We start from the raw sequence: 24,038 nt of genomic DNA, 5'->3' as shown, positions 1-24,038 counted from the left end.
CATGCTGAGTTTCGACAAGGTTTCCACCTTCTACGGCAAGGTCCAGGCGCTGCACGACGTCAGCATGGAAGTCAGCCGTGGCGAGATCGTCACCCTGATCGGTGCCAACGGTGCCGGCAAGTCCACCCTGCTGATGACCCTCTGCGGCTCGCCGCGTGCGGCCAGCGGCAGCATCCGCTACCTCGGCGAGGAGCTGGTGGGCCAGGAGTCCAGCGACATCATGCGCAAGAGCATCGCGGTGGTGCCGGAAGGCCGCCGTGTGTTCGCCCGCCTGACCGTCGAGGAGAACCTGGCCATGGGCGGTTTCTTCACGCCCAAGGGTGACTACCAGGAGCAGCTGGACAAGATCCTGCACCTGTTCCCGCGCCTCAAGGAACGCTATGCCCAGCGCGCCGGCACCATGTCCGGCGGCGAACAGCAGATGCTCGCCATCGGCCGCGCGCTGATGAGCAAGCCCCAGCTGTTGCTGCTGGACGAGCCGTCCCTGGGCCTGGCGCCGATCATCATCCAGCAGATCTTCGACATCATCGAACAGCTGCGCCGTGATGGCGTGACCGTGTTCCTCGTCGAGCAGAACGCCAACCAGGCGCTCAAGCTGGCAGATCGCGGCTACGTGCTGGAGAACGGACGGATCGTCATGCAGGGCACCGGTGAAGCCCTGCTCACCGACCCCAAGGTGCGCGACGCGTACCTGGGCGGCTGATCCCGCAGCGACACGACAACGGCCCCGGAAGGGGCCGTTTTCGTTTGTGTCGCCAGAGCCCCGGAGCCTGGCTGGACGCACAATGGTGGACCGACGAAGCGCGGTCCACCCTGCGGCGTTTAGCCGGCAATCGCCTGGAAACGATGGGCTTCGCACAGCTCAGCCCATCCTACGGGTGACGTCGGCTCGTAGGATGCGCTGAGGCACGAGACGCATCACACCAGGGCACGGGGTTGCAGCTCTTCCCATCCACCATCGGTGCCTTGGCTGGACGCACAACGGTGGACCGATGAAGCGCGGCCCAGCCTGCGGCGTTTAGCCGGTAATCGCCTGAATATGATGGGCTTCGCACAGCTCAGCCCATCCTACGGGTGACGTCGGTTCGTAGGATGTGCTGAGGCACGAAGCGCATCACACCGGGGCAGCTCCCACCGAGCCTGCGCCCATGGCATTGCAGATGACTCCGCCCTATGCCCCGAGCTCCAGCCGGTCGAGGGCCTGGCGGCTGCGCTCGAACCAGTCCAGCAGGTAGTCCACCAGCACCTGGGTACGGCGGGGCAGGCCGCTCTGGTAGGGATGCACGAGGAACACCGGCGACTGCCGGGTGCGGTACCCACGCAGCAGCCACACCAGGCGGCCATCCGCCAGTTCGTCGTGCAGCATGTAGGACGGCAGCCGGGCGATGCCGGCGCCGGCCAGGGCGGCCTTCTTCAACAGGCTGTAGTGGTTGCTGGCGAGGTTGCCCGCCACCTGCACCCGCTCCAGCTGGTGCTGGCGGTGGTAGAGCCACTCCTCGTAGCCGGCGTAGTGGGTGTTCAGCAGGCACTGGTGGCCGGCCAGCTCCGCCGGGGCATGGGGTTCACCGTGGCGGGCCAGGTAGCCCGGGGCGGCGCAGGTGATTTCCTCCAGGGAGAACAGTGGCCGGGCCACCAGCCGCTCGTCCTGGTGCGGACCGCTGCGCACGCCCAGGTCGAAGCCCTCGGCAATCAGGTCGCGGTAGGCATTGCTCAGGTCCAGCTCCACCCGCACCGCCGGGTACTGGCGGGTGAAGTCCAGCAGCAACGCATCGAAGAAGGTCTCCCCCAGGGACACCGGCACGCTGATCCGCACCCGACCGGCCACCTCCTCCTGCAGGCGCTTCACCGCCTGCCGTGCCGCCTCCGCCTGGGCCACCAGAGCGCGGGCCTGGGGCAACAGCGCGGCGCCAGCCGCCGTCAGGTCCAGGCGCCGGGTGGTGCGGTGCAACAGCGTCGTGCCCAGCCCCTCCTCCAGATGACGGATGCGCTTGGACAGCTGCCCCTTGCTGCACCCCAGCCGTTCGGCCGCGCGGGTAAAGCTGCCCGCTTCCAGCAAGACGGCGAACGCCGCCAGGTCGTCGAGTTCGCTCACGTGCCCCTCACTGTTTCCAAACGAAAACCCAAGGTTTCCGATTACCCTGCTTATCGGAAACAAAAGCGACTCTACACTGGATTCCGTCATCCCTCAGCCACAGGAATCCCTTCATGAAGATCCTTCTCATCGGCGCCAGCGGCACCATCGGCCAAGCCATCGACAACGAGATCAAGGAGCGCCACGAGATCGTCCGCGTCGGCCACAGCAGCGGCGACTTCCAGGTGGACATCCGCGATGCCGCCTCGATCCGCCGTCTGTTCGAGCAGACCGGGCGCTTCGACGCGCTGATCAGCGCCACCGGCAAGGTGCACTTCGGCGCACTGGCGGAAATGGGCGAAGCGGAATTCGCCAAGGGCCTGGCGGACAAGCTGATGGGCCAGGTGAACCTGGTGCTGATCGGTCGTGAGTTCATCAACGACGGCGGCTCCTTCACCCTCACCTCCGGGGTGCTGAGCGACGACCCGATCCGCGCCGGCGCCTCGGCCAGCATGGTCAACGGTGCCATCGACAGCTTCGTGAAAAGCGCCGCCATCGAACTGCCCCGCGGCCTGCGCATCAACAGCGTCAGCCCCACGGTGATCGAAGAGGCCCTGCCGTCCTACGGCCCGTTCTTCCGCGGCTTCAAGGCCGTGCCGGCAGCCGTCGCAGCCCTGGCCTATGCCAAGAGCGCCGAAGGCGGCCAGACCGGCCAGGTGTACCGCGTCTGGTAAGCCGCTACACCTCGCCGGCGTAGCACACCGGAGAGCTGGACGGCCCTTCGCGGTCCAGCTCCTCTTCGAGGAACTCGGCCAGCACCCGGGCGTTGTTGGCCTGCTCGTCGCGGGCGGCGTAGAGCAGGGTCAGCGTCCCTTCCCGCGCCATCTGCAGCAGTCCCTGCCAGTGCTCCGGGTGCGCCGCCAGCTCGCCCCGGTAGCGCAGGCGGAATTCATCAAAGCGCTCGGGGTCGTGGCAGAAATCGCGGCGCAACGCATCCGAAGGCGCCACCGCCTTCTGCCAGAGCGCCAGCCCCAGTGCCTCCTTGCGGCAACCGCGCGGCCACAGCCGGTCCACCAGCGCCCGCTGGCCATCGCGTTCATCCCAGGGTTCATAAACCCGTTTGCACTGGATCATCCGTCCTCCTCACCCTTGAGCTCGCCGAGGCGCCCCGGTAACGTGGCCGCTTCCCAAGGAGGCCCCCATGCGCATCGTTCGTCCCCTACTGTTCAGTCTGATCCCCCTGTTCGCCGGCTGCCAGGTGTTCACCGGCCCGGAGAAGGCGCCGCAACTCCCGCAGCAGCGGATGCAGGGCGAACTGGAGGCCAGCGAAGGACGCCTGGTGTTCCGCCCCTGCCAGGAGCAGCGCCGCTTCGTGATTACCGACGTGGGCGCTACCGGCATCCTGCAGGAAGCCGCCACCCTCCTGGACGACGGGCCGGGCCCGCTGTTCGCCGACCTCGGCGGCCAGCTGGGTGCGAGCAAGGCCGGTGCCGATGGCCAGCTGGACGTGCGCCGCCTGTACCGCCTGCAGCGCGAGGGCCATGGCTGCGACGACCCGAACTTCCGCCGCCTGCTGCTGCGTGCCAGCGGCAACGAGCCGTCCTGGAACGTCAACGTCAGCAACGCCGGCCTGGTGCTGGAACAGCCGGAGCAGCCGCCGCTGGCCATTCCCTACATGGAAGAACAACTGCCCGACGGCCGCTTCAACCTCACCAGCGAAGCCAACGGCCGCCGGGTGGAGCTGTGGATCGCCCCGAAACGCTGCGTCGACAGCATGAGCGGCGCCGTCGAGCACCTCTCCGCCGAACTGCGCCTGGACGGCAAGGCCCTGCGCGGCTGCGCCGCTTTCGGTGGCGCCCGCAACGACTGAACCGTTGTTTCCCTCCCCCGCCTCGGCCCGTTCCCAGGGCCGGAGCGGCCCCCGTTCGCCGATGACCTCCTAAGCTTGCAGGCAGGACACGCAAGAAGGAGAACGTCATGCTGCGCATCGCATTGAACGGGTATGGACGCATCGGCCGGGCCATTGTCCGCGCCGTGTTCGAACGGGGCCTCGACCAGCAGGTGCGGATCGAAGCCATCAACGACCTCGGCGATTTCGCCACCCTCGCCCACCTCACCCGCTTCGACTCCACCTTCGGCCGCTTCGCCGGCCCCCTCGAACTGCGCCAGGACCACCTGCACGTCGGCACCCAGGCGATCCGCCTGCTGGCCGAGCCGGAACCCGGCAACCTGCCCTGGGCGGACCTGGGGGTGGACCTGGTGCTGGAATGCTCGGGGCGGATGAAGAAGCGCGAACAGGTGGAACGGCACCTGGCCGCCGGGGCCTCCCACGTGCTGCTCTCCCACCCGCTGGACAGCGCCGACCTGACGGTGGTGTACGGGGTCAACCACGACCAGCTGGGTGACCAGCGCATCGTCTCCAACGCCTCCTGCACCACCAACTGCCTGGCGCCCCTGGCCAAGGTGCTGCATGCCGCCGTGGGCATCCGCAGCGGCCTGGTGACCACGGTGCACGCCTACACCAACGACCAGAACCTGCTGGACAAGACCCACGACGACCTCTACCGCGCGCGGGCCGCCGCCCTCTCGATGATTCCCACCAGCACCGGCGCGGCACGGGCCATCGGCCTGGTGCTGCCGGAGCTGGCCGGGCGCCTCGACGGCCTGGCGGTCAGGGTGCCGACCCCCAACGTCTCGCTGGTGGACCTGAGCTTCATCGCCGAGCGCCCCACCACCCGCGAGGCGGTCAACGCCGCACTGCGCGAAGGCGCCTTCCGCCTGCCGGAGGGGGTGATGAGCTGCAACGAGCTGCCGCTGGTGTCGGTGGACTTCAACGGCTACCCGGTGTCCTGCGTCGCCGACCTGACCCAGACGCGGGTGCAGGACGAGCTGGTGAAGGTGCTCGCCTGGTACGACAACGAATGGGCCTTCGCCCACCGCATGCTGGATGTGGCCCTCGCCTGGCGAGGGGGCGAGGCCCGGCACGCCGTTGAATGACGCACACGGCGCCGCGGCAGCGCCGTGTGCGTTTCAACAGCCTGTCAGAGCCCGGCCACCGCCAGCGAATCCGGCAGGGGCGCGCCCTGCTCGGCGCAGGCGGCGATCTGCGCGACCAGGGGATCGAGGTCGAACCCCTGGCTCGCCAGCCAGGCCGGATCGTAGTAGGTGGTCGCGTAGCGCTCGCCGCCGTCGCAGAGGATCGCCACCACCGAGCCCTGCTCGCCCTTGGCCGCCATGTCTGCGGCCACCCGCAAGGCCCCCACCAGGTTGGTCCCGCTGGAGCCACCGACCCGCCGCCCCAGGCGCTGCGCCAGGTAGTGCATAGCCGCCAGGGACAGCGCATCCGGCACCTTGGCCATCGCATCGATCACCTGGGGCAGGAAGGACGCCTCGACCCGAGGCCGGCCAATGCCCTCGATGCGCGACCCGCAGCCCAGGGTCAGGTTGCGGTCGCCACTCACATAGGCATCGAAGAACACCGAGCGCTCGGCGTCGGCACACAGCACCCGGGTCGGGTGCTGGCGGTAGCGCACGTAGCGCCCGAGGGTGGCCAGGGTGCCGCCCGTGCCGGGGCTGGACACCAGCCAGCTCGGCTCCGGGTGCGGCTCGTGGCGCATCTGCTGGAAGATCGACTCGGCGATGTTGTTGTTCGCCCGCCAGTCGGTGGCGCGCTCGGCGTAGGTGAACTGGTCCATGAAGTGGCCGCCGCTCTCCCGCGCCAGTCGTTCGGACTCGGCATAGATCTGCGTCGGGTCGCTCACCAGGTGGCTGCGGCCGCCATAGAAGGCGATCTGGGCGATCTTCTCCGGGGAGGTGCTGGCCGGCATCACGGCGATGAACGGCAACCCCAGCAGGCGCGCGAAGTAGGCCTCGGACACCGCCGTGGAGCCGCTGGAGGCCTCGATCACCGGCGCTCCCGGCTTCAGCCAGCCGTTGCACAGCGCATAGAGGAACAGCGAACGGGCCAGGCGGTGCTTGAGGCTGCCGGTGGGGTGGCTGGACTCGTCCTTGAAATACAGGTCGACACCCGGGAAGCCCGGCAGCGCGAGGGGGATCAGGTGGGTATCGGCGCTGCGCTGGAAGTCGGCCTCGATGAGGCGGATGGCGTCGCGGGTCCAACGGCGGAAATCAGCGGGCATGGTGTGTACTCAATCGAGGATGCCGGCCGGGGCCGGCGGGGCGCTGCGCCACTGGCTGAGGGCCACCCCGGCGAATACCAGGGCAGCGGCGCAGAACTGGGCAGGGCTGAGGCGTTCGTCCAGCAGCAGCATGGCGAAGATCAGGGTGAACACCGGGATCAGGTTGATGAAGCCGGTGGCCTGGCTTGCCGGCAGGCGCCCCACGCCGAAATTGTAGAGGCCATAGGCGCCGACGGTAACCACGATGCCGAGGTAGACCATCGACCCCAGCGCCAGCGGGCTGATGACGGCGGGCAAGGGCTCGCCCAGCAGCGCCACCGGCAGGAAGAACCCGGCCCCGATGAACGCCTGCAAGGCGGTCAGGTGGAAGGCCGAGTAGCGCGACGACAGGTGCTTGAGCAGCAGCGTGTAGCCGGTGGCGCAGAGCATCGCGAGGAATTCGTAGAAGTTGCCCAGCAGGGGCGCGCGGGCATGGGCGTCCGACTCGCTGGCCAGGCTCAGCCACACCGCGCCGAGCACCGCCAGCAGGAAGCCGGCCAGGGTGGTGCGGGTGATGCGCTCCCGGAGGAACAGGTAGGCCCCCACCGCTACCAGCAGCGGCAACAGCGCCGTGATCATCCCCGCCTGGGAGGCGCTGGTGTGCTCCAGCGCCAGGGCTTCGAAGATGAAATAGAGGCAGGGCTCGCAGGCGCCCAGGGCCAGGAAGTACTTCCAGTCGCCGGGCCGGGGTTCAGCCCTCCCCCGCCAGCGCCAGGCCAGCAGGAACACCAGGCTGCCGAGGGCCATGCGGGCGAAGATCACCCACATCGACGGCACCTCGCGGAAAGCGAACTTGAGGGCGATGAACGAGCTGCCCCACAGCGCCATGGCCAGCACCAGGCAGACCACTGCCACCCACCGAGCCTGCTGCGTCATGCCCCATCTCCGGAAAAATCGACAGTCTAGGGGGCGGCAGGCGCCCCCGACAGGCACAGCCGCCCGGCAAAACTGTTACTGCTGCCAGGGTTTGCCGCGGGTCCGCGACGTGAGCGGCAGCTGCTGCAGCACGGCGGCCTTGGCCAGCATGTAGGCACTGACCGGGGCACTGATGAAGAGGAACAGGCTGATCAGCAGCTCGTGGAAGCTGAGCGTGCCGGACACCCAGGAGAAGTACACCAGCGACCCCATCACCAGGCTGCCCACACCCAGGGTGGTGGCCTTGGTCGGCCCGTGCAGGCGCATGAAGAAGTCCGGCAGGCGATAGAGGCCGATGGCACCGATCAGCACGAACAGCGCCCCCAGCAGCAGCAGCAGGGAAACCAGGATCTCGGCCCACAGGGGCAGGTCGGCGATGTTCATTCGATGATGTCTCCGCGCAGCATGTACTTGGCCACCGCCACCGTGCCGACGAACCCCAGCACGGCGATCAGCAGCGCCACCTCGAAATACAGGTTGGTGCCTTGCCAGATACCCAGCAGGATCAGCATGGCGATGGCATTGACGTAGAGGGTATCCAGCGCCAGCACCCGGTCGGGCAGGCAGGGCCCGCGCACCAGGCGGGCCAGGGTCAGCAGCATGGCCACCACCAGCAGCCCCAGGCAGACGGGAATCACGTACGCGAGCATGGGAACACCTCCTTGAGGGGCGCTTCGTAGCGCTGCTTGATCTCCGCCACCAGCGCGTCGGCATCGGGCACGTCCAGGGCGTGGACCAGCAGGATGCGGCGGTCGCCGCTGAGGTCGGCGGACACCGAGCCCGGGGTCAGGGACACCACGCACACCAGCAGGCTGATGGCCATTTCGTTGTCCAGGTCGATCGGCACCTCGACGAACCCCGGCTGCAGGCGCCGGATCGGGCCGAGGGTCTGGCGGGCCACCAGGAAGTTGGCCACCAGGATGTCCCACAGCACCAGCAGGATGAACCGGGCCAGGCGGGCCGGGCGCCAGGCGCGCGGGTGCTCCAGCATCAGCGGGTTGCACAGCAGCGGGATGAGCACGGCCAGCGCGCCCCCCAGCAGCCACTGGCCGAAGGACAGGGAATCCACCAGCAGCAGCCAGGTGACCAGCAGCAGCAGGCTGGTGGCCGGATGGGGCAAGAGACGACGGATCATGCGCCCGCTCCTGGCAGGACGGCCTGCCGGTAGAGATCGACATCGTGCAGCTGGGTGGCCGTGGCCTCCAGGTAGCCCATCAGCGGGCCCGCCAGCACCACCAGCAGCACCGCCAGGCCCAGCAGGGCAAGGGTGACGGCCAGGCGCACGCCGTCGAGCCCCTCGCCACCGGGCGCATCAGCCCCGGTGGTGCGCCAGAACAGCGTGCTGCCGGCCCGGCTCAGGGCCACCAGGCACAGCAGGCTGCCGCCCAGCAGCACGCCCCACAGCAAGGCCGTCGGCAGGCCCGGCGTCGCGGCCTTGAGCAGCAGCAGCTTGCCGATGAAGCCGGACAGCGGCGGCAGGCCGGCCACCGAAACGGCCGCGAAGAAGAAGGCGCCGCCCAGCAGGGCCGGGTGTTCCAGCAGCGGCCCCTGCACCAGCGCGCCACGGCGTTCGCCACGCTCGCGGCTGATGAGGTCGGCCAGCAGGAACAGCCCGGCCGCCGCCCAGGTGCTGTGCACCAGGTAGTAAAGCGCCGCGCCCAGGGAGGCCGGCGTGCCCAGGGCCACGGCCGCCAGCAGGGTGCCGGCGGAGAGCAGCACCAGATAGGCCACCAGCGCCTGAAGGCTGGCAGCAGCCAGGGCACCGAGTGCGGCCACCGCCATGGTCAGCAGCGCCAGCGGCCACAGCCAGTCGTTGCCCAGGTGGGCCAGCTCACCCGCACCGGCACCGAACACCAGCAGGTAGACCCGCACGATGGAGTAGACGCCCACCTTGGTCATGATCGCGAACAGCGCCGCCACCGGCGCACTGGCCACGGCATAGGCACGCGGCAGCCAGAAGTGCAGCGGCAGCAACGCCGCCTTGAGGGCGAACACCACCAGCAGGAGCAGCCCGGCAGCCGCCAGCAACGGCGCATCGGCGGGTGCCACGGCGGCCACCTTCACCGACAGGTCGGCCATGTTGAGGGTGCCGGTGATGCCGTAGAACACGCCCAGGGCGATCAGGAAGAACGCCGAGCCCACCAGGTTCAGCACCACGTAGTGCAAACCGGCGCGGGTCCGTTCGGCACCGCCACCATGAAACAGCAGCGCATAGGAGGCGATCAGCATCACCTCGAAGAACACGAAGAGGTTGAACAGGTCGCCGGTGGTGAAGGCACCGTTCAGGCCCAGCAACTGGAACTGCAGCAGCGCGTGGAAGCGCATGCCCCGGCGGTCGTCACCCCGGGCCGCATAGATCGCCACGGCGGTGCCGAGCACGGCGGTGACCAGCAGCATCAGCGCGCTGAGGCGGTCCAGCATCAGCACGATGCCGAACGGTGCCTGCCAGCCGCCCAGTGCGTACACCTGCAGGTCGCCTTCCGCCGCCTGCCGCATCAGCAACAGGGCCACGGGAATCAGCGCCAGGCAGGCAAGGATCGACAGGGTGCGCTTGATGCGCTCCAGCGAGGGCAGCATCAGCAGCGCCGCCCCGGCGAACAGGGGCAGGAGGATCGGCAGGATGAGCAGGTGGTTCATCGGCCCTCCCCGTCACGGCGGCCATCGACATGGTCGTTGCCCAGCTCGCCGACGCCCCGCAGGGCCAGGGCCACCACGAAGGCGGTCATGGCGAAGCCGATGACGATGGCGGTGAGCACAAGCGCCTGGGGCAGCGGGTCGGCCGGGGTGCCGCCCTGGCCGAGCACGGCGGCGTCGCCTGCCAGGCGCCCCATGGCGAAGAGGAACAGGTTGACCGCGTAGGACAACAGCGTCAGCCCGAGCACGACCGGGAAGGTGCGCGCCCGGAGCAGCAGGTACAGGCCGCTGGCGGTGAGCAGCCCGAGGGTGACGGCGAACAGGGCTTCCATCAGTGGACCTCCTCGGTCATGGGCGGGTGCAGGCTCAGCTTGCCGAGCCCGGAGAGGATCAGCATCACGGCGCCGACCACGGCGAGGTAGACGCCCAGGTCGAAAGCCAGTGCCGTGGCCAGTTCGAACTCACCCACCAGCGGCAGGTGGAAGTGGTCGAAGGCCGAGGTCAGGAACGGGGCGCCGAAGGCCCAGCTGCCCAGCCCGGTAAGGCCGGCCAGCAGCACGCCGCAGCCGGCCATGCGCTGGTAGCGCAGCGGCAGCCGCGACTCGACGTAGGCCGAACCGCTGGCGATGTACTGCAACACCAGGGCCACGGCGGTGATCAGGCCGGCGATGAAGCCGCCGCCCGGCAGGTTGTGCCCGCGCAGGAAGATGAAGGCCGACACCATCAGCGCCAGGGGCAGCAGCAGCCGCGACAGGGTTTCGAGGATCAGCGGGTGCTTGGCCCGTGCCCAGTTCCGGCCCTGGGGATCGCAGGTGGGGTTGCGCAGCAACAGCCCGGACAGCAGCGCATGCACGCCCACCGCGGCGATCGCCAGCACGGTGATCTCGCCCAGGGTGTCGAACCCGCGGAAGTCCACGAGGATGACGTTGACCACGTTGTGCCCGCCGCCGCCGGGGATGGCGTTGGCGATGAAGTAGTCGGCGATGGTGGTGTACGGGCGGGTCATCACCGCGTAGGTCAGCAGGCCCACCAGGGTGCCGCCGGCGCCGGCCAGGCCGAGGTCGCGGAGGATGCGCAGGCTGGAGCTTTCCGCCGGGGTACGCGAGGGCAGGTAGTACATGGCAAGGATCAGCAGCACCAGGGTCACCACCTCCACCGTCAGCTGGGTCAGTGCCAGGTCGGGCGCGGAGAAGCGGGCGAAGGCCAGGGCCACCAGCAGGCCGCCGACGCCCAGCACCAGCAGCGCCACCATGCGCTGGCGGTGCAGCAACGCCGTCAGCACACCGCTGGCGGCCAGCACCAGCATTCCCACCGCCGTCACGCCATCCAGCCCGGTGAGCGGCCGCGAGCCCGTCAGCGAGGTCAGTGGTGCCAGGGCCACGACCACCACAACGATGGCCGCCAGCAGCAGCACGGCCATGTAGCGCTGCAGGGAGCCGTTCTCCAGCGCGGCGATGAAGCGCGCAGCCACGCCGATCACCCGTTGGACCGCAGCCTCGAAGATTTCCTTCGCGTCCGCGTCCGGCAGCCCTTCGTACCAGCGGAACAGCGGCTTGCGGCCGATGTAGATCAGCACGCCGCCGACCAGTGCCAGGGTACTCATCAGCAACGGAAGGTTGAGTCCGTGCCAGATCGCCAGGCTGTATTCCGGCAGCGTGCCGCCCATGCTCACCGAGGATGCGGCCGCCAGCAGGGGCGCGACGCTGAAGTTCGGCGCCATGCCCACCAGCAGGCACAGGGCGACGAGCACCTCCACCGGCACCTTCATGTAGCGCGGCGGCTCGTGGGGCGGGAACTTGGGCAACTGGCGCGGCTCGCCGTTGAAGAACACGTCGTGGACGAAACGCAGCGAGTAGGCCACCGAGAACACGCCCGCCAGGGTCGCCCCGGCCGGGATCAGCCAGCTGAAGCTGCCCAGCAGGTCCTGCCCGAGGGTCTCGCTGAAGAACATCTCCTTGCTGAGGAAGCCGTTGAGCAACGGCACCCCGGCCATGGCCAGGGAGGCGACCATCGCCAGCACGGCGGTGTGCGGCAGGTAGCGCCACATGCCGTTGATCTGCCGCATGTCGCGGCTGCCGGTCTCGTGGTCGATGATGCCGGCCGCCATGAACAGCGACGCCTTGAAGGTGGCGTGGTTGATGATGTGGAACACCGCCGCGACGTTGGACAGCGGGGTATCCAGGCCGAACAGCAGGGTGATCAGGCCCAGGTGGCTGATGGTGGAATAGGCCAGCAGGCCCTTGAGGTCATGCTGGAACAGCGCCATCCCGGCGCCCAGCAGCAGGGTCGCCAGGCCGCTCAGGCCCACCAGGTAGAACCACAGGTCGGTGCCGGCCAGGGCCGGGTAGAGCCGCGCCAGGAGGAACACACCGGCCTTCACCATGGTCGCCGAGTGCAGGTAGGCGGACACCGGGGTCGGCGCGGCCATGGCGTGGGGCAGCCAGAAGTGGAAGGGGAACTGCGCCGACTTGGTCAGCGCCCCCAGCAGCACCAGGCACAGCATCACCGGGTAGAGGCTGTGCTGGCGGATCAGGTCGCCCCGGGCCAGCACCTCGGTCAGTTCGAAGCTGCCGGCGATCTGCCCGAGCAGGAGGATGCCCGCCAGCAACGCCAGGCCGCCGCCACCGGTGACCGCCAGCGCCATGCGCGCGCCCTTGCGAGCGTCGGAGCGGTGCCCCCAGAAACCGATCAGCAGGAACGACGACAGGCTAGTGGCCTCCCAGAACACCAGCATCAGCAACAGGTTCTCGGACAGCACCACGCCGAGCATGGCACCCATGAACAGCAGCAGGTAGGCGAAGAAGCGGCCACAGGGCTCGCGCTCGGAGAGGTAGTAGCGGGCGTAGAGGATCACCAGCAGGCCGATGCCGAGGATCATCAGTGCGAAGAGGAAGCCCAGTCCATCCAGGCGCAGGCTGAAGTTCAGCCCCAGCTGCGGCAACCAGGGGATGGACAGTTTCAGGACCTCCCCACCCAGCACGGTGCCGGCCTGGGCGAGCAGCAGGCCAAGGCCGATGGCCGGCGCCACGGCGGCTGCCAGCGCGGCACGGGTGCGGCAATGGCGGCCGAACAGCAGCGGCAACAGGGTTCCCAGGAACGGCAGGGCGACGATCAGCGCCAGTAGCATCGAAATCCTCCTCTTTCGGCCTGCCAGCGCTGAGCACGGCAATGGCGATGCGGTGATCGATTATCCAGAACTATCGATCACCGCGCATGCATGAATTATTTCAAAACCTAGCAAGCCGGAACAGGCGACCCGCTCTACAGAGCCATGAATCGCCTGCCGGTTGGCTGGTGAGATGAAGCGTAGGGGACGAACCGGCGGAAAGCCCGCCGGTTGCGGGGGGATGGATCAGTGGGTCACGCGGCTGGTGCCATTGACGGTCATGATGCGAACACGTTCGCCGACACGGAAGATCTCGTTTTCCTGCACTTCCTGCACGTAGGCGCGCATGGAACCGTCATCCTCGCGCACGGTGATCTCCACGCCCTGGGTGCGGGTCAGGCCTTCTTCGGTCGCGGCGCCCAGCAGGCCACCGGCCACGGCGCCGATCACGGCGGCCACCACACTGCCACGGCCACCGCCGATGGCGCTGCCGCCGACACCGCCCACCACCGCACCGGCACCGGCACCGATGGGGGTCTTGGTGCCCTCGATCTTCACCGGGCGCAGCGATTCGATGGTCCCCATGCGCACGGTCTGCACCTGGCGGGCCTCGGCGCGGGAGTAGGTGTCTCCGGTCAGGCTCGATTGACAGCCGCTCAGAAGCATCGCCATCGAGGCGAACGAAGCGGCCAGCAGAACGGATTTACGCATGATTTTTCCTCCAGATTGGATGCGCCTCCATTAGACTGCGCGGCACCTTCAACTGTCACTCGACGCTCGGCCAAAGTGCAGACTCGTTCAGTTTCCGTACAGCCACGGCCATCGGACAACGAAACGACGCCAGGGTGCCGAGCAGCAAGGTTAGTCCATGGATTACTTCATCATCGTCGTCACCACCGTCGCGGGCCTGTACTTCCACTGGTGGATCTACGTGCGCATCAAGCGCTGGGTGGACCGCGACCTGGCCCTGTCGATGGCGGGGGACGACCCGCAGCGCCGCGCCTACATGCTGGAGCAACTGGAGGCGGCGAAGGCTGCGGGGATCAAGCGCAAGGCGCTGCAGGCCTGGCTGGAGCAGGCGGCCAGCCGTTACCCGCAGCCGCCCCAGGCGTCCTAGGGCGCGAGGCGCTCGCGCTGCCAGCGCCCATCTACCAGGCGGTAGTTGAGGCGGTCGTGCAGCCGGCTGGGGCGCCCCTGCCAGAACTCGACGCGCTCCGGCAGCAGCCGGTAGCCGCCCCAGTGCGGCGGGCAGGTGGGGGACTGGTTGAGGAAACGCCGCTCGGTGTCGGCCAGCAAGGCCTCCAGTTCGGCGCGATCGGCGATCACCCGGCTCTGCGGTGAGGCCCAGGCGCCAATGCGGCTGCCCAGCGGGCGGACCTGGAAGTAGGCGTCCGACTCCGCCGGAGTCACCCGCTCCACGCGCCCCTCGATGCGCACCTGGCGCTCCAGGCTGGGCCAGAAGAAGGTCATGGCCGCGAACGGCCGCGCCGCCAGTTGCTCGCCCTTGGCGCTGTCGTAGTTGCTGAAGAAGGTGAAGCCACGCTCATCCAGCCCCTTGAGCAGCAGCACCCGGCAATGGGGGCGCCCATCGGCGTCCACCGTGGCCAGGGTCATGGCGTTGGGTTCGACGGGCAATTGCTCGGTCTTCACCGCCTCGTCGAACCAGCGGTGGAACAGCGCGAGCGGCTCCTGGGGGGCCTGCTCCTCGCTGAGTCCGTCGCGGGTGTAGTCGCGGCGCATATCGGCCAGGGTCTGGGTCATGGGGGCTCTCCGGAAAGGGAAAACGCTAGCCTATCCGAGGATTGCTCACTTGCCTTGATCTGCCGCAACCGCCTGCTGGGCGACCTTGGGCGGCTGGTTGTAACGCGCCAGCAGGGCCACCAGGGTGTCCTGCGGGGTGAGGACGATTTCCACACGGCGGTTCAGGGCGCGGCCGTCCTTGCTGTCGTTGGCGGCGCGCGGCATGTCGGAGCCCACGCCCTTCAGCGACAGGCGGTCACGCTGCAGCCCGCTGAGGCGGAAGATGGCAGCCACGGCCTGGGCCCGCTCCTGGCTGAGCTGGCGGTTCTTGGCGTCGTCGCCGGACGGATCGGCATGGCCGAGCACCAGCACGCCGGTCTTGGCATCGCCCTCCACCAGCTTGGCAACGCGGGACACCGGCCCGAGGGAGATCGGCAGCAGCATGCTCGGGCGGTCCGGGTTGAAGGAACCGTCCACCGGCGCGGTGACCACCAGCACGTTGTCGCGGCGCTCCACTTCCATGCGCGAGCCCTTCACCGCTTCACGCAGGCGCGGCTCGTACTGGTCCAGCCAGGCCTGGGTGGCCTGGGTGTCGATCTTGGCGACCTTGGCCGGCTCGGCCTTCTGCTCGCCCCCACCGAACGGCCACCACCAGTGGTGGGTGCCGCTGTTCTGCGCCTGGGCCTCCGCCGGCTGCTTGTCATGGCTGAAGGTGCTGCAACCAGCAACGGTCATGCAGAGGATCAAGGTGGAGTACTTGAACAGCTTCATGGAAAGGACCCGTGACAGGAGGGGTGAAGAAAGCCGATGCGCCATCGCGTGATGGCGCATCAATCTCAGATTCAGGCTGAAATTCTGGACGCAACCCATTAATCCGAAAAGGGATATTCGTTCCAGCTGACGAGTGGCGCTACAGGCAGCTGGCCAGGGTGCGTGCCAGGTGCTGGGCGCGGGGGTCCATCAGCACGTAGGGACCGAGGGTGTTGGTGACGAAGCCGAAGGCCACGTCGCGCTCCGGATCGGCAAAACCGATGGAACCGCCCGCACCCGGATGGCCGAACGCCAGGCGCCCCATGCCGTAGGTGGCATTGGGCACATCGGGCTGCTCCAGCATGCAACCCAGGCCGAAACGGGTCTGGGTCAGCAGGGTGCGGTCGTCACCCAGGCTGTGTTCGCGGGTCAGCTCGGCCAGCAGTGCCGAGTCCAGCAGGCTGCCATCCAGCAGGCCGGCATAGAAGCCGGCCAGGCTGCGGGCATTGCCGTGGCCGTTGGCCGCCGGCTGCTGCATGCGCCGCCATTCGGGCTTGTTGGTGCTGGTCATGATCGACGGCGGGTTGGTGAAGGCACGGGTACTGAGGGCGTTGGGCTCGCTCATCATGCACTTGAGCAGGCGCTGGGCCGCCGCATCCCCCAGGTTGCCCTTGCCCCGGGCGATGTGGGCGACGCGGTGGAATTCGGCATCGTCCAGGCCGACGTGAAAGTCCAGCCCCAGGGGCCGGGCCACGCGGGCCACGATGGATTCACCGGGGCCACGGCCATCGACACGGCGGATCAGTTCGCCCACCAGCCAGCCGTAGGTGATGGGCGCGTAGCCATGGCCCTCGCCCGGCGTCCACCAGGGCTGCTCGGCGGCCAGGGCGGTCGTCATGGCGTCCCAGTCGTAGAGCGCCTCGGCCGGCAACGGCTCGCGGATCGCCGGCAAGCCGGCACGATGGCTGAGCAGGTGGCGCAGGGTGATGCGCTCCTTGCCGGCGGCAGCGAACTCCGGCCACAGGCGGGCGACCGGTGCATCGAGGTCGAGCTTGCCCTCCCCCACCAGCTGCAGGGCGGTGACGGCGGCATAGGTCTTGGTGCAGGAGAAGAGGTTCAGCAGGGTGTCGCTGTGCCAGGCCTGCTGGCCGTCCTTGTCGGCGGTGCCGGCCCACAGGTCGAGCACGGTCTCCCCGCCCACCTGCACGCACAGCGCGGCCCCGCGCTCCTGGGAGCCCTCGAACAGGGCGGCGAACTGGTCGCGCACCGCTTCGAAACGCAAGTCGAAGTAACCCTGGATCTGCACCATCACTCTCCTTCAAAAAAGACGACGGCGGCATTGTTGCGATGCCGCCGTCTGCTGTGAACCCCGCTGAAGTTCGGCGCGGATGGCCTCAGTTCGCGGCGGGTTGTGCCGGCGCTGCATCCTTGGCCTCGGGTGCAGGCTGGGCCGGCGCGGGGCTGGATGCCTCGGGCTTCGGCGCTTCGCTGGCCTCAGGCTCGGCCTTGGGTGCCTCGGCTTTCGGCGCCTCGGGCTTCGCCGGCTCGGTCTTCGGGGCTTCCGGCTTGGCGGCTTCAGGCTTGGGTGCCTGAGCCTTCGGCGTCTCGGGCTTGGCGGGCGCGGCCTTCGGTGCGCTGGCCGGCTGCTTGGCCGAGTCGTTCACTGCCGGAGCGGGAGCGGCCAGTTGCGCGGCGATGTCGAGGTTGGTCTTGCGCACCGACTTGACGAAGCCCTCGTAGGGGCGGTCAGTGATGGCCACCAGGCCGAGGTGGCCGTTCTCGCCATCCAGCAGGCGACCGCTGGCGGGCTGGTCGAGGTACTGGAACCAGTGGGCACCGACGATCAGCGGTTCCTCCAGGGCCTTCTTGAGGAAGTTGGCGTAGGCCGGGCCACGCTCCTCTTCCTTGTAGACCTCGGAGACACCGCCCCAGAACGGGCCCCGGTCGCGGGAACCGAAATGGAACTCGGTGACCAGCAGCGGCTTGTCCAGCTTGCGCAGGAACTCGAAGTCATGCCCCTGCTGCGGCTCGCGGGTGTAGAAGTTGAAGCTGAGCACGTCGCAATACTGGGCGCAGGACTCCACGGCCTCCGGCACGGTGGCGGCGAAGCGCCCGCCCAGCAGCAGGTGGTTCGGTGCGTGCCACTTCATCGACTCGGCGATGGTCTTGAAGTAGGTGTCGGCGAAGAAGCGCTGGAAGCGCTTGAGGTCTTCCTCGATGGCCGGGTGCTCGGGATTGGGCAGCGGTGCCTCGAAGCCCGGGTCCTCCATCAGCTCCCAGGCCGGCAGCTCGATGCCCCAGGCCTGGGACAGGCCCTGCTGGTTGCGGTACTTGTCGCGCAGCTGCTTGAGGAAGGCACGCTTGGCCGGCACGTCGGTGGTCAGGCGCAGGGTGCCGTAGGCCAGGGCGTAGCGGGACTTGGGATCGCTGCCGGGGCCGGCCCAGGCCAGCTCGTTGTCGGCGAAGTAGCCGATCAGCCAGGGGTCGTCGCGGTGGTCACGGGCGGCAATGGCAATCGCCCGCTCGGCCGCCATGGCAAAGCGCGGGTCGAACGGGTCGGGCATGCCGCCCCACCAGTCGAGGCCGGTGCTGATGGTGGCGAAATCGCCATGGATCGACAGCGGCAGGGTGTAGGGCATGCGTTGGGCGGTGCCGAATTCGCCGGCGCTCCAGTTGCCCACGGTGTTGAAGCCCCAGGCTTTCAGGCGATCCAGGCTGTGTTCGACCCAGCGCGCAGGCTCCTGCGGACCGTAGGTGCGCTCCAGGTTGGCCCGGTAGAAGTCGTACCAGCGACCATGGTCGAAGGCCCGCCCCTTGTTGGAGCCGGTCTCGCGGCGGCTGTCGCCGTTGCCGTACCAGTTGGCGAGGGGTTCGCCGTCCTTGGGCAGCGCGGTGAACATGCCCTCGCGGCCTTCGACGTAGGTCTGGCTGTTGTCCGGGGTGACGGTGTTGACGCCCAGGGAGAAGAACGGGTGGCCTTCGGGAGAGACCAGGTACCAGCGCCCGTCACGCTTCTCGGTGCGGAAGAACCCGCTGGCCTCGAAGCTCGGGCCACCGAGCCAACCGCCGTAGGCGTCCTGCTCGGGCAGCTTGGCCTTCCATTCCTCCAGTTGCTTGCGCTCCTTCTCGGCGGCCGCCTTGAGCTGCTCATCGCTCTTGACCTTCTCCGGCCAGTCGGCGCGGGTGTACTGGCCGTAGGCATCGATCAGGCCGGCGTAGAAATCAGCCTGGGGGTTCTTGTCCTCGGTGCCGAAGCGGCCCAGCAGGATGTTCTGCGCCGCGTCCGGGTGCTCCAGGGAAAGGGTCACGGCGGTGACCTTGGACAGGTCCAGCTCGCCTTCCACCTCAGTGGCCAGCAGGTAGCGCTTGCCATCCTTCACCCAGGGCTGGGGCGGCGCGGCGCGCATGCCCTGGGCACGGGGAGAGGTGGCGGCCAGGGGCAGCAGCAGGGTCTGGGCAGGGCCGGCCGGCAGGGCGATGCGGCTGCGCAAGGTCTTGCCGTCGGCGCTTTCGACGGTGACGTCGAGGGTGATGGCCCAGTCCTGGGCGCTTTGCAGGCGCAGGCTCATGACGCCGGCCTGGCTCCAGTCCCAGGTGCCGTTCTGCGGCGCCAGGCGCAGGCTGGGCTTCTCGGCCGGGTTGAAGGTCAGGCGACGCAGCACCTCGCCCTCGGGCGTGGTTTCCGCGGTGACGCTGGGCAGGGCAGCGTCCTGGGTGGTGACGGTGACGGCGTCCAGCGGACGCACGAAATTGAACAGCGTGTCGGCCTGGACGGAGGCGCTCATGCCGGCCAGGGCCAGCACGATGGGCAGCAGGCGTGCCGATTTAGGTGTCGAGAACATCAAGCCGATCCCCAAGAAAAGTCAGTGCATAGACAACGGATCCGGCGAATGTTGCCGCTGATCGAGCGATCCGTGTCCGCGCGAGCGGGCAATGATCGCAGAGGCAAGCCCGGCGTCAAGCGCCGGGGACCGTCCGGTCATTCGATCTCGCGTCGGAAGGGGGGCAGCGCGTTGAGGATGGCCTTGCCATAACGCTGGGTGACCACCCGGCGATCCAGCAGGGTGATGGTGCCGCGGTCGCTTTCAGTACGCAGCAGGCGACCACAGGCCTGCACCAGGCGCAGGGAGGCATCGGGCACGGCGATCTCCATGAAGGGGTTGCCGCCACGGGCCTCGATCCACTCGGCCAGGGCCGCTTCCACCGGGTCATCCGGCACCGCGAAGGGGATCTTGGCGATCACCACGTGCTCGCAGTAGGCACCCGGCAGGTCCACACCCTCGGCGAAGGACGCCAGGCCGAACAGCACGCTGGGCTCGCCGTCGTCCACCCGAGCCTTGTGCTTGTTGAGGGTCTCCTGCTTGGACAGGTTGCCCTGGATCAGCACCCGCTTGCGCCAGTCGCGCTCCAGCCCGTCGAACACGTCCTGCATCTGCCGGCGCGAGGCGAACAGCACCAGGGTGCCCCGGGCGCCTTCCACCAGGCGTGGCAGCTCGCGGGTGATGGCGGCGGTGTGGGCGGCGGCGTCACGGGGGTCGGCCTTGAGGTCCGGCACTCGCAGCAGGCCGGCATCGGCATGGTGGAAGGGGCTGGGCACCACGGCCGTGACCGACTGCCGCGGCAGGCCGGCGCGCATGCGATAGCGGTCGAAGGTGCCGAGCGCGGTGAGGGTCGCCGAGGTCACCAGGGCGCCGTGGGCAACGTTCCACAGGTTCCGCCGCAGGGTCTCGGCGGCGAGGATCGGGCTGGCGTTGACCTCGATGTCGTAGGCCGCGCCGAACTCGGCGAGGGTCAGCCAGCGCGCCATGGGCGGGCTTTCCTCCGGGTCCTCGGTGGTGAAGGCGGTCCACAGCTCCCAGTTGTTCTGGGCGCGGGTCTGCAGGCTGCCGAACAGCGGGTACCACTCCTCGGCCTGCTGGCTGGAGAGGCCGTTGGCACCCTCCCCGTCCATGGCTTCCTTGAGCAGTTCGGCCAGGCGGGTGAACAGGTCGTTGAGCTTGGCGAAGCCTTTCTTCAGCTCGATGCCCATCTCCACCAGGTGCTCCGGCACCACGCCGCCCTCGAATCGGTGGCGCGGGCGCTCGCGGCCTTCCATGTCTTCGCCGGCCCGGAAGTCGGCCAGCTCTTCGCAAGCGGTGAACATGAATTGCTGCTGGGCCCGGATCTCCCGCGCCAGCTCGGGCACGTTCTCGATCAGGCGGCCCATGTCCCCCGGCAGCGGGTGCTGGGCCAGCAGTTTGGTGAGGTTCTTGGCCACCGTCTCCAGCCAGTCGGCGGTGGAGCGCAGGCGGGTGTAGTGGGCGAAGTGGCCGATGGCCTTGTCCGGCAGGTGGTGGCCCTCGTCGAACACGTAGAGGGTTTCGCGCGGGTCGGGCAGCACGGCGCCACCGCCCAGGGCAAGGTCGGCCAGGACCATGTCGTGGTTGGTGACGATCACGTCCACCTTGGTCATGCCCTCACGCGCCTTGTAGAAGGCACATTGCTGGAAGTTGGGGCAATGGCGCTTGGTGCACTGGCTGTGGTCGGTGGTGACGCGGGCCCAGTCCTGGTCCTCGATGGCCTCGGGCCAGGAGTCACGGTCGCCGTCCCAGCGGTTGCCGGCCAGGCGCTCGATCATCTGGTTGAGCAGCTTCTGGCTGCTCTCGTCGACGTCGATGCGGAAGCCTTCCTCGGCGAACAGCTGCGCGGTGGCGCTCTGCGCCTGGCCGTCCTGCAGCAGCATGTCGAGCTTGGACAGGCACAGGTAGCGACCGCGCCCCTTGGCCAGGGCGAAGCTGAAATTCAGCCCGCTGTTGCGGATCAGGTCGGGCAGGTCCTTGTGGACGATCTGCTCCTGCAGGGCCACGGTGGCCGTGGCGATCACCAGCCGCTTGCCCGCCGCCTTGGCCGAAGGAATCGCCGCCAGGCTGTAGGCCACGGTCTTGCCGGTACCGGTGCCAGCCTCCACCGCCACCACCGCCGGCTCGCCCTGGCGGTGCCCTTCGTCATCCTGGGGGATGGCGCCAAGCACCTTGGCCACCTCGGCGATCATCAGGCGCTGCCCATAGCGGGCCTTGAGCCCCTTGGCTTCGAGGAAACGGGAGTAGGCCCCCTGGATCTGGGACTTGAGTTCGGTGCTGAGCATGGGGAGGTTGCGGACGCCGGAGAGCTGGATAAATTTTCAGTACTTTAACAGGGCGGCTATCATACCGCGCCCTGTTTCCGACTGGAGAAACCCGATGACGCCCTTCGCCGCGCTCTACGCTGCCCACGTCCTCGCCGCCCTGGTGTGGGTCGGCGGCATGTTCTTCGCCTGGATGGTGCTGCGCCCGGCGGCCGTGACCACGCTGCAACCGCCAGAGCGCCTGAAGCTGTGGATCGAGGTGTTCCGCCGGTTTTTCGTCTGGGTCTGGGTCGCCGTGCTGGCGCTGCCGCTGAGCGGCGTGGGGATGATGCACCTGCGCTTCGCCGGCTTCGACGGCTCGCCGCGCTACGTGCACATCATGGTGGGCCTGTACCTGGCGATGCTGGCGCTGTTCCTGCGGGTCAGCCTGCTGCAGCTACCGGAACTGAAGCGCGCCGTGGCGGCGGAAGACTGGCCAGCCGGCGGCGCAGCCCTGGGGCGCATCCGTCGGCTGGTGGGGATCAACCTGCTGCTGGGGCTGCTGCTGGTGGCCATCGCCGCCGCCCGCCCCAGCTTCTGAGGTCAGTAGCGCACCACGTCCATGCGACCGTTCGTGCCGGCCGGGCCTGCCTGCCCCGGCTGGCCGGCGCGGCCTTTCTGGCCACGGTCGGTGCTGTAGACCAGGCAGCCCTTGGCGGCACCACCCGCACCGGGGGCACCGGCCTCACCGGCCGGCCCACCGGCACCGCCCTCGACCCGGGCCCGTACCTGCTCCAGCGGGAAGTCCTGGGCCACTTCCAGGCGAATGTGCCCGCCCTTGCCCCCTTCCCCGCCGTTTCCGCCGTTCTGGCCGTCGTGGCCCCGGCTGGCCTGGCCCCAGAGGCAGCCACCGGGCTTGCCATCGGCACCGGCCAGGCCGCTGTAGCCCGGCGCACCGATACCGCCGCGTACATCCACGGTGAGCTCGTCGACGGCGACGGTGCCGAGGCGCAGGGTCAGGTCGCGGCCGTCGCTGGCCGGTTTCTTCATGCTGCCGGCTGCGCCGGAGGCTGTGATGTGGCCGCCGGTGGCGATCTCACCCTGGGTAACTTCCAGGCGGAAGGGCTGATCAGCCGAGGCAATGCCGATGCGCGCATCACGCCCCATGCGCAACTCGCCCACCTTGAGTTCGGTGATGCTGGCGGGCACCACGAGGGTGCCGTGGTCGGCAATCACCACGCGATCGAGGCTGAGTGTGCCGGTCAGGGCCGGCAGTTTGATGAAGCTGTTGGTGTCGACGGTCACGCTGGTTTCAGCGAGGGCCAGCGGGCTGGCCAGCAGGGCGAGGAGGCAGAGTCTACGCATGGCTGGCCTCCTGCTTCGGCAGTCCGGCCAGGTGGAACACGCCGAAGAGCATCAGTTGCAGGCGGTCCCGCCAGGGGTGCGGCCGCGCCCGGAGCTGGCCGTTGTAGAGCAGCGCTTCCAGCACGTGCAGCCCGAGCACCAGCAGGGCGAGGCCATTGAGCAGTGTGGAGAAGGGTCGAGCGAAGGGTTCGAACAGATTGGCCAGCACCGCCAGCCAGAACAGCAGGGCAACGGACTTGCCCACCCCCAGGAATAATTTCATGTCACCCCCTTTGTTTTTCTAGTGGGGCGACCTTACCCCTAACGTCGCCGCAGCCAAATACCCCCGCCGAAATAAAGTTGCAGCGACGGACCTCCTCTCCTGGCGACCTTTGCGCCTCCCTTCATAAGCCAGATGCTGACGGTTGATAACAGGCAAAAAGAAGGGGCCTGCCGGCCCCTTCGATGGTCTGACATGTTTCAACGGTCGACGTGGATCTCCACCCGCCGGTTCTGTGCACGGCCTGCGTCGGTGCCGTTGTCCGCCACCGGCTGGCTTTCGCCGAACCCTTCGGTGGTGACCTTGCCCGAGGGCACGCCCTGGCTGATCAGGTAGTCCGCCGCGCTGCGGGCCCGGCGCTCGGAAAGCCGCTGGTTGTAGGCGTCGGCCCCCACGCTGTCGGTATGCCCGACCACCTTCACCGACACCATCGAGGCACCGTTCAGGCGGGTCGCGATGGTGGCCAGCTCCTGCTTGGCGGCCGCCGTGAGCTCGGCCGAGTCGAAGGCGAACAGCACCTTGCCCTGGTCGCTCAGCACGATGACTTCGTCCTCGGCGGGCGGCGGGGGTGGTGGCGGCTCGTTGCGCACCGTGTCGGGGTAGCTCGGCTGCGGGCAACCGTTGTGGTTGACCTTCATGCCGGCCGGGGTGTTGGGGCAGGTATCGCGACGGTCGAAGACACCGTCACCGTCCGCGTCACCGTCCTGGGCATAGCAGATGAGGCCGCCGACCACCGCACCCGCGACGGCCCCGCCCCCAGCCCAGGCTGAACTCTCGATCGCCCCCAGCCCACCGCCGGCCAGGGCACCGATCGCACTGCAGATTGGCCAGTTCCCCTGGTTGAGCGGCGCGTCGCCCTTACTGGACGTCGAGGCGCAACCGGAAAGAACACTGCCGACCAGAAGAAAGAGAGCCACCCGTGGAAAGGTACTCATGAT

At 68.5% G+C, this 24,038-nt stretch carries 24 protein-coding genes and 1 pseudogene; 6 read left to right on the top strand and 19 right to left on the bottom strand.

Annotation, left to right across the window (positions count from 1 at the left end; all coding sequences use genetic code 11):
• Position 1 precedes the first annotated feature (1 nt).
• On the top strand, positions 2 to 703 hold the full coding sequence (locus SZ55_RS25115) for an ABC transporter ATP-binding protein (RefSeq protein ID WP_044413400.1): 702 nt from the start codon (positions 2 to 4) through the stop codon (positions 701 to 703).
• Between the two features lie 468 nt (positions 704 to 1,171).
• On the opposite strand, the gene SZ55_RS25110 is transcribed toward SZ55_RS25115, so the two are convergent.
• Complete coding sequence (locus SZ55_RS25110; RefSeq protein ID WP_044413397.1) at positions 1,172 to 2,092, bottom strand: LysR family transcriptional regulator; 921 nt, start codon at positions 2,090 to 2,092, stop codon at positions 1,172 to 1,174.
• 113 nt (positions 2,093 to 2,205) lie between these two features.
• Here SZ55_RS25110 and SZ55_RS25105 point away from each other — a divergent pair, with 113 nt between their 5' ends.
• On the top strand, positions 2,206 to 2,805 hold the full coding sequence (locus SZ55_RS25105) for a short chain dehydrogenase (RefSeq protein WP_044413395.1): 600 nt from the start codon (positions 2,206 to 2,208) through the stop codon (positions 2,803 to 2,805).
• Positions 2,806 to 2,809: 4 nt separating this feature from the next.
• Here the strand turns inward: SZ55_RS25105 and SZ55_RS25100 are convergent, their stop codons facing one another.
• Positions 2,810 to 3,205 (bottom strand): DUF488 domain-containing protein, encoded by a 396-nt coding sequence (locus SZ55_RS25100; protein ID WP_044413393.1) that lies wholly within the window; start codon positions 3,203 to 3,205, stop codon positions 2,810 to 2,812.
• Positions 3,206 to 3,272: 67 nt separating this feature from the next.
• On the opposite strand from SZ55_RS25100, the gene SZ55_RS25095 reads away from it, so the two are divergent.
• Complete coding sequence (locus tag SZ55_RS25095; RefSeq protein ID WP_044413390.1) at positions 3,273 to 3,941, top strand: COG3650 family protein; 669 nt, start codon at positions 3,273 to 3,275, stop codon at positions 3,939 to 3,941.
• Between the two features lie 107 nt (positions 3,942 to 4,048).
• A complete protein-coding gene (gene gap / locus SZ55_RS25090; protein ID WP_044413387.1) occupies positions 4,049 to 5,068 on the top strand; it encodes a type I glyceraldehyde-3-phosphate dehydrogenase in 1,020 nt (339 codons plus the stop codon).
• A gap of 44 nt (positions 5,069 to 5,112) precedes the next feature.
• On the opposite strand, the gene SZ55_RS25085 is transcribed toward gap, so the two are convergent.
• The 9 genes from SZ55_RS25085 to SZ55_RS25045 form a co-directional block, all read right to left on the bottom strand.
• Positions 5,113 to 6,210 carry a PLP-dependent cysteine synthase family protein gene (locus SZ55_RS25085; RefSeq protein WP_044413384.1) on the bottom strand — a complete coding sequence of 366 codons (1,098 nt, stop codon included), beginning with the start codon at positions 6,208 to 6,210 and terminating at the stop codon, positions 5,113 to 5,115.
• A 9-nt stretch (positions 6,211 to 6,219) separates the two neighbouring features.
• Positions 6,220 to 7,125 (bottom strand): DMT family transporter, encoded by a 906-nt coding sequence (locus SZ55_RS25080; protein WP_044413381.1) that lies wholly within the window; start codon positions 7,123 to 7,125, stop codon positions 6,220 to 6,222.
• 75 nt (positions 7,126 to 7,200) lie between these two features.
• Entirely contained in the window at positions 7,201 to 7,548 is a 348-nt protein-coding gene (locus tag SZ55_RS25075; RefSeq protein ID WP_082078339.1) for a Na+/H+ antiporter subunit G, read from the bottom strand.
• A complete protein-coding gene (locus SZ55_RS25070) occupies positions 7,545 to 7,814 on the bottom strand; it encodes a K+/H+ antiporter subunit F (RefSeq protein WP_044413378.1) in 270 nt (89 codons plus the stop codon). Before SZ55_RS25070 ends, SZ55_RS25075 begins: the two co-directional genes overlap by 4 nt.
• Entirely contained in the window at positions 7,799 to 8,299 is a 501-nt protein-coding gene (locus SZ55_RS25065) for a Na+/H+ antiporter subunit E (protein ID WP_044413375.1), read from the bottom strand. Before SZ55_RS25065 ends, SZ55_RS25070 begins: the two co-directional genes overlap by 16 nt.
• Positions 8,296 to 9,801: a monovalent cation/H+ antiporter subunit D gene (locus tag SZ55_RS25060; protein ID WP_044413372.1), complete on the bottom strand. Its 1,506-nt coding sequence runs from the start codon at positions 9,799 to 9,801 to the stop codon at positions 8,296 to 8,298. Before SZ55_RS25060 ends, SZ55_RS25065 begins: the two co-directional genes overlap by 4 nt.
• Complete coding sequence (locus tag SZ55_RS25055; RefSeq protein ID WP_044413370.1) at positions 9,798 to 10,130, bottom strand: Na+/H+ antiporter subunit C; 333 nt, start codon at positions 10,128 to 10,130, stop codon at positions 9,798 to 9,800. The genes SZ55_RS25060 and SZ55_RS25055 overlap by 4 nt, the downstream gene beginning before the upstream one ends.
• Positions 10,130 to 12,925 carry a monovalent cation/H+ antiporter subunit A gene (locus tag SZ55_RS25050; protein ID WP_044413368.1) on the bottom strand — a complete coding sequence of 932 codons (2,796 nt, stop codon included), beginning with the start codon at positions 12,923 to 12,925 and terminating at the stop codon, positions 10,130 to 10,132. The genes SZ55_RS25055 and SZ55_RS25050 overlap by 1 nt, the downstream gene beginning before the upstream one ends.
• Before the next feature lie 225 nt (positions 12,926 to 13,150).
• The gene (locus tag SZ55_RS25045) at positions 13,151 to 13,615 is read right to left on the bottom strand and encodes a glycine zipper 2TM domain-containing protein (RefSeq protein WP_044413366.1); all 465 of its coding nucleotides are present in this window, start codon (positions 13,613 to 13,615) and stop codon (positions 13,151 to 13,153) included.
• A 157-nt stretch (positions 13,616 to 13,772) separates the two neighbouring features.
• On the opposite strand from SZ55_RS25045, the gene SZ55_RS25040 reads away from it, so the two are divergent.
• On the top strand, positions 13,773 to 14,021 hold the full coding sequence (locus SZ55_RS25040; protein ID WP_044413363.1) for a hypothetical protein: 249 nt from the start codon (positions 13,773 to 13,775) through the stop codon (positions 14,019 to 14,021).
• Here SZ55_RS25040 and pdxH read toward each other — a convergent pair.
• The 5 genes and pseudogenes from pdxH to dinG form a co-directional block, all read right to left on the bottom strand.
• Positions 14,018 to 14,665, bottom strand: coding sequence for a pyridoxamine 5'-phosphate oxidase (pdxH, locus tag SZ55_RS25035; RefSeq protein WP_044413361.1), 648 nt, complete (start codon positions 14,663 to 14,665; stop codon positions 14,018 to 14,020). The genes SZ55_RS25040 and pdxH overlap by 4 nt on opposite strands.
• Before the next feature lie 48 nt (positions 14,666 to 14,713).
• Positions 14,714 to 15,415: pseudogene (locus tag SZ55_RS25030) on the bottom strand (OmpA family protein); the annotation flags it as partial.
• A gap of 139 nt (positions 15,416 to 15,554) precedes the next feature.
• Entirely contained in the window at positions 15,555 to 16,700 is a 1,146-nt protein-coding gene (locus SZ55_RS25025) for an EstA family serine hydrolase (protein ID WP_044413590.1), read from the bottom strand.
• Positions 16,701 to 16,788: 88 nt separating this feature from the next.
• Entirely contained in the window at positions 16,789 to 19,236 is a 2,448-nt protein-coding gene (locus tag SZ55_RS25020; protein ID WP_442963713.1) for a beta-agarase, read from the bottom strand.
• Between the two features lie 137 nt (positions 19,237 to 19,373).
• Entirely contained in the window at positions 19,374 to 21,518 is a 2,145-nt protein-coding gene (gene dinG, locus SZ55_RS25015) for an ATP-dependent DNA helicase DinG (protein ID WP_044413355.1), read from the bottom strand.
• Positions 21,519 to 21,612: 94 nt separating this feature from the next.
• Between dinG and SZ55_RS25010 the strand changes: the two genes are divergently transcribed.
• Positions 21,613 to 22,077, top strand: a complete 465-nt coding sequence (locus SZ55_RS25010) for a CopD family protein (RefSeq protein ID WP_044413353.1) — start codon at positions 21,613 to 21,615, stop codon at positions 22,075 to 22,077.
• A 2-nt stretch (positions 22,078 to 22,079) separates the two neighbouring features.
• Here SZ55_RS25010 and SZ55_RS25005 read toward each other — a convergent pair whose 3' ends face one another.
• The 3 genes from SZ55_RS25005 to SZ55_RS24995 all read right to left on the bottom strand — a co-directional run bounded on the left by SZ55_RS25005 (position 22,080) and on the right by SZ55_RS24995 (position 24,035).
• Positions 22,080 to 22,841, bottom strand: coding sequence for a hypothetical protein (locus SZ55_RS25005; protein WP_044413351.1), 762 nt, complete (start codon positions 22,839 to 22,841; stop codon positions 22,080 to 22,082).
• Positions 22,834 to 23,103, bottom strand: coding sequence for a DUF1145 domain-containing protein (locus SZ55_RS25000; protein WP_044413349.1), 270 nt, complete (start codon positions 23,101 to 23,103; stop codon positions 22,834 to 22,836). The genes SZ55_RS25005 and SZ55_RS25000 overlap by 8 nt, the downstream gene beginning before the upstream one ends.
• 197 nt (positions 23,104 to 23,300) lie before the next feature.
• A complete protein-coding gene (locus tag SZ55_RS24995; protein ID WP_044413346.1) occupies positions 23,301 to 24,035 on the bottom strand; it encodes an OmpA family protein in 735 nt (244 codons plus the stop codon).
• Between the last annotated feature and the right edge of the window lie 3 nt (positions 24,036 to 24,038).

The sequence above is a fragment of the Pseudomonas sp. FeS53a genome (assembly GCF_000931385.1).
GTDB classification, from domain to species: Bacteria; Pseudomonadota; Gammaproteobacteria; order Pseudomonadales; family Pseudomonadaceae; genus Metapseudomonas; species Metapseudomonas otitidis.
Note: the sequence above shows the minus strand (reverse complement) of the source record. Positions and strands in the feature narration are given on the sequence as shown.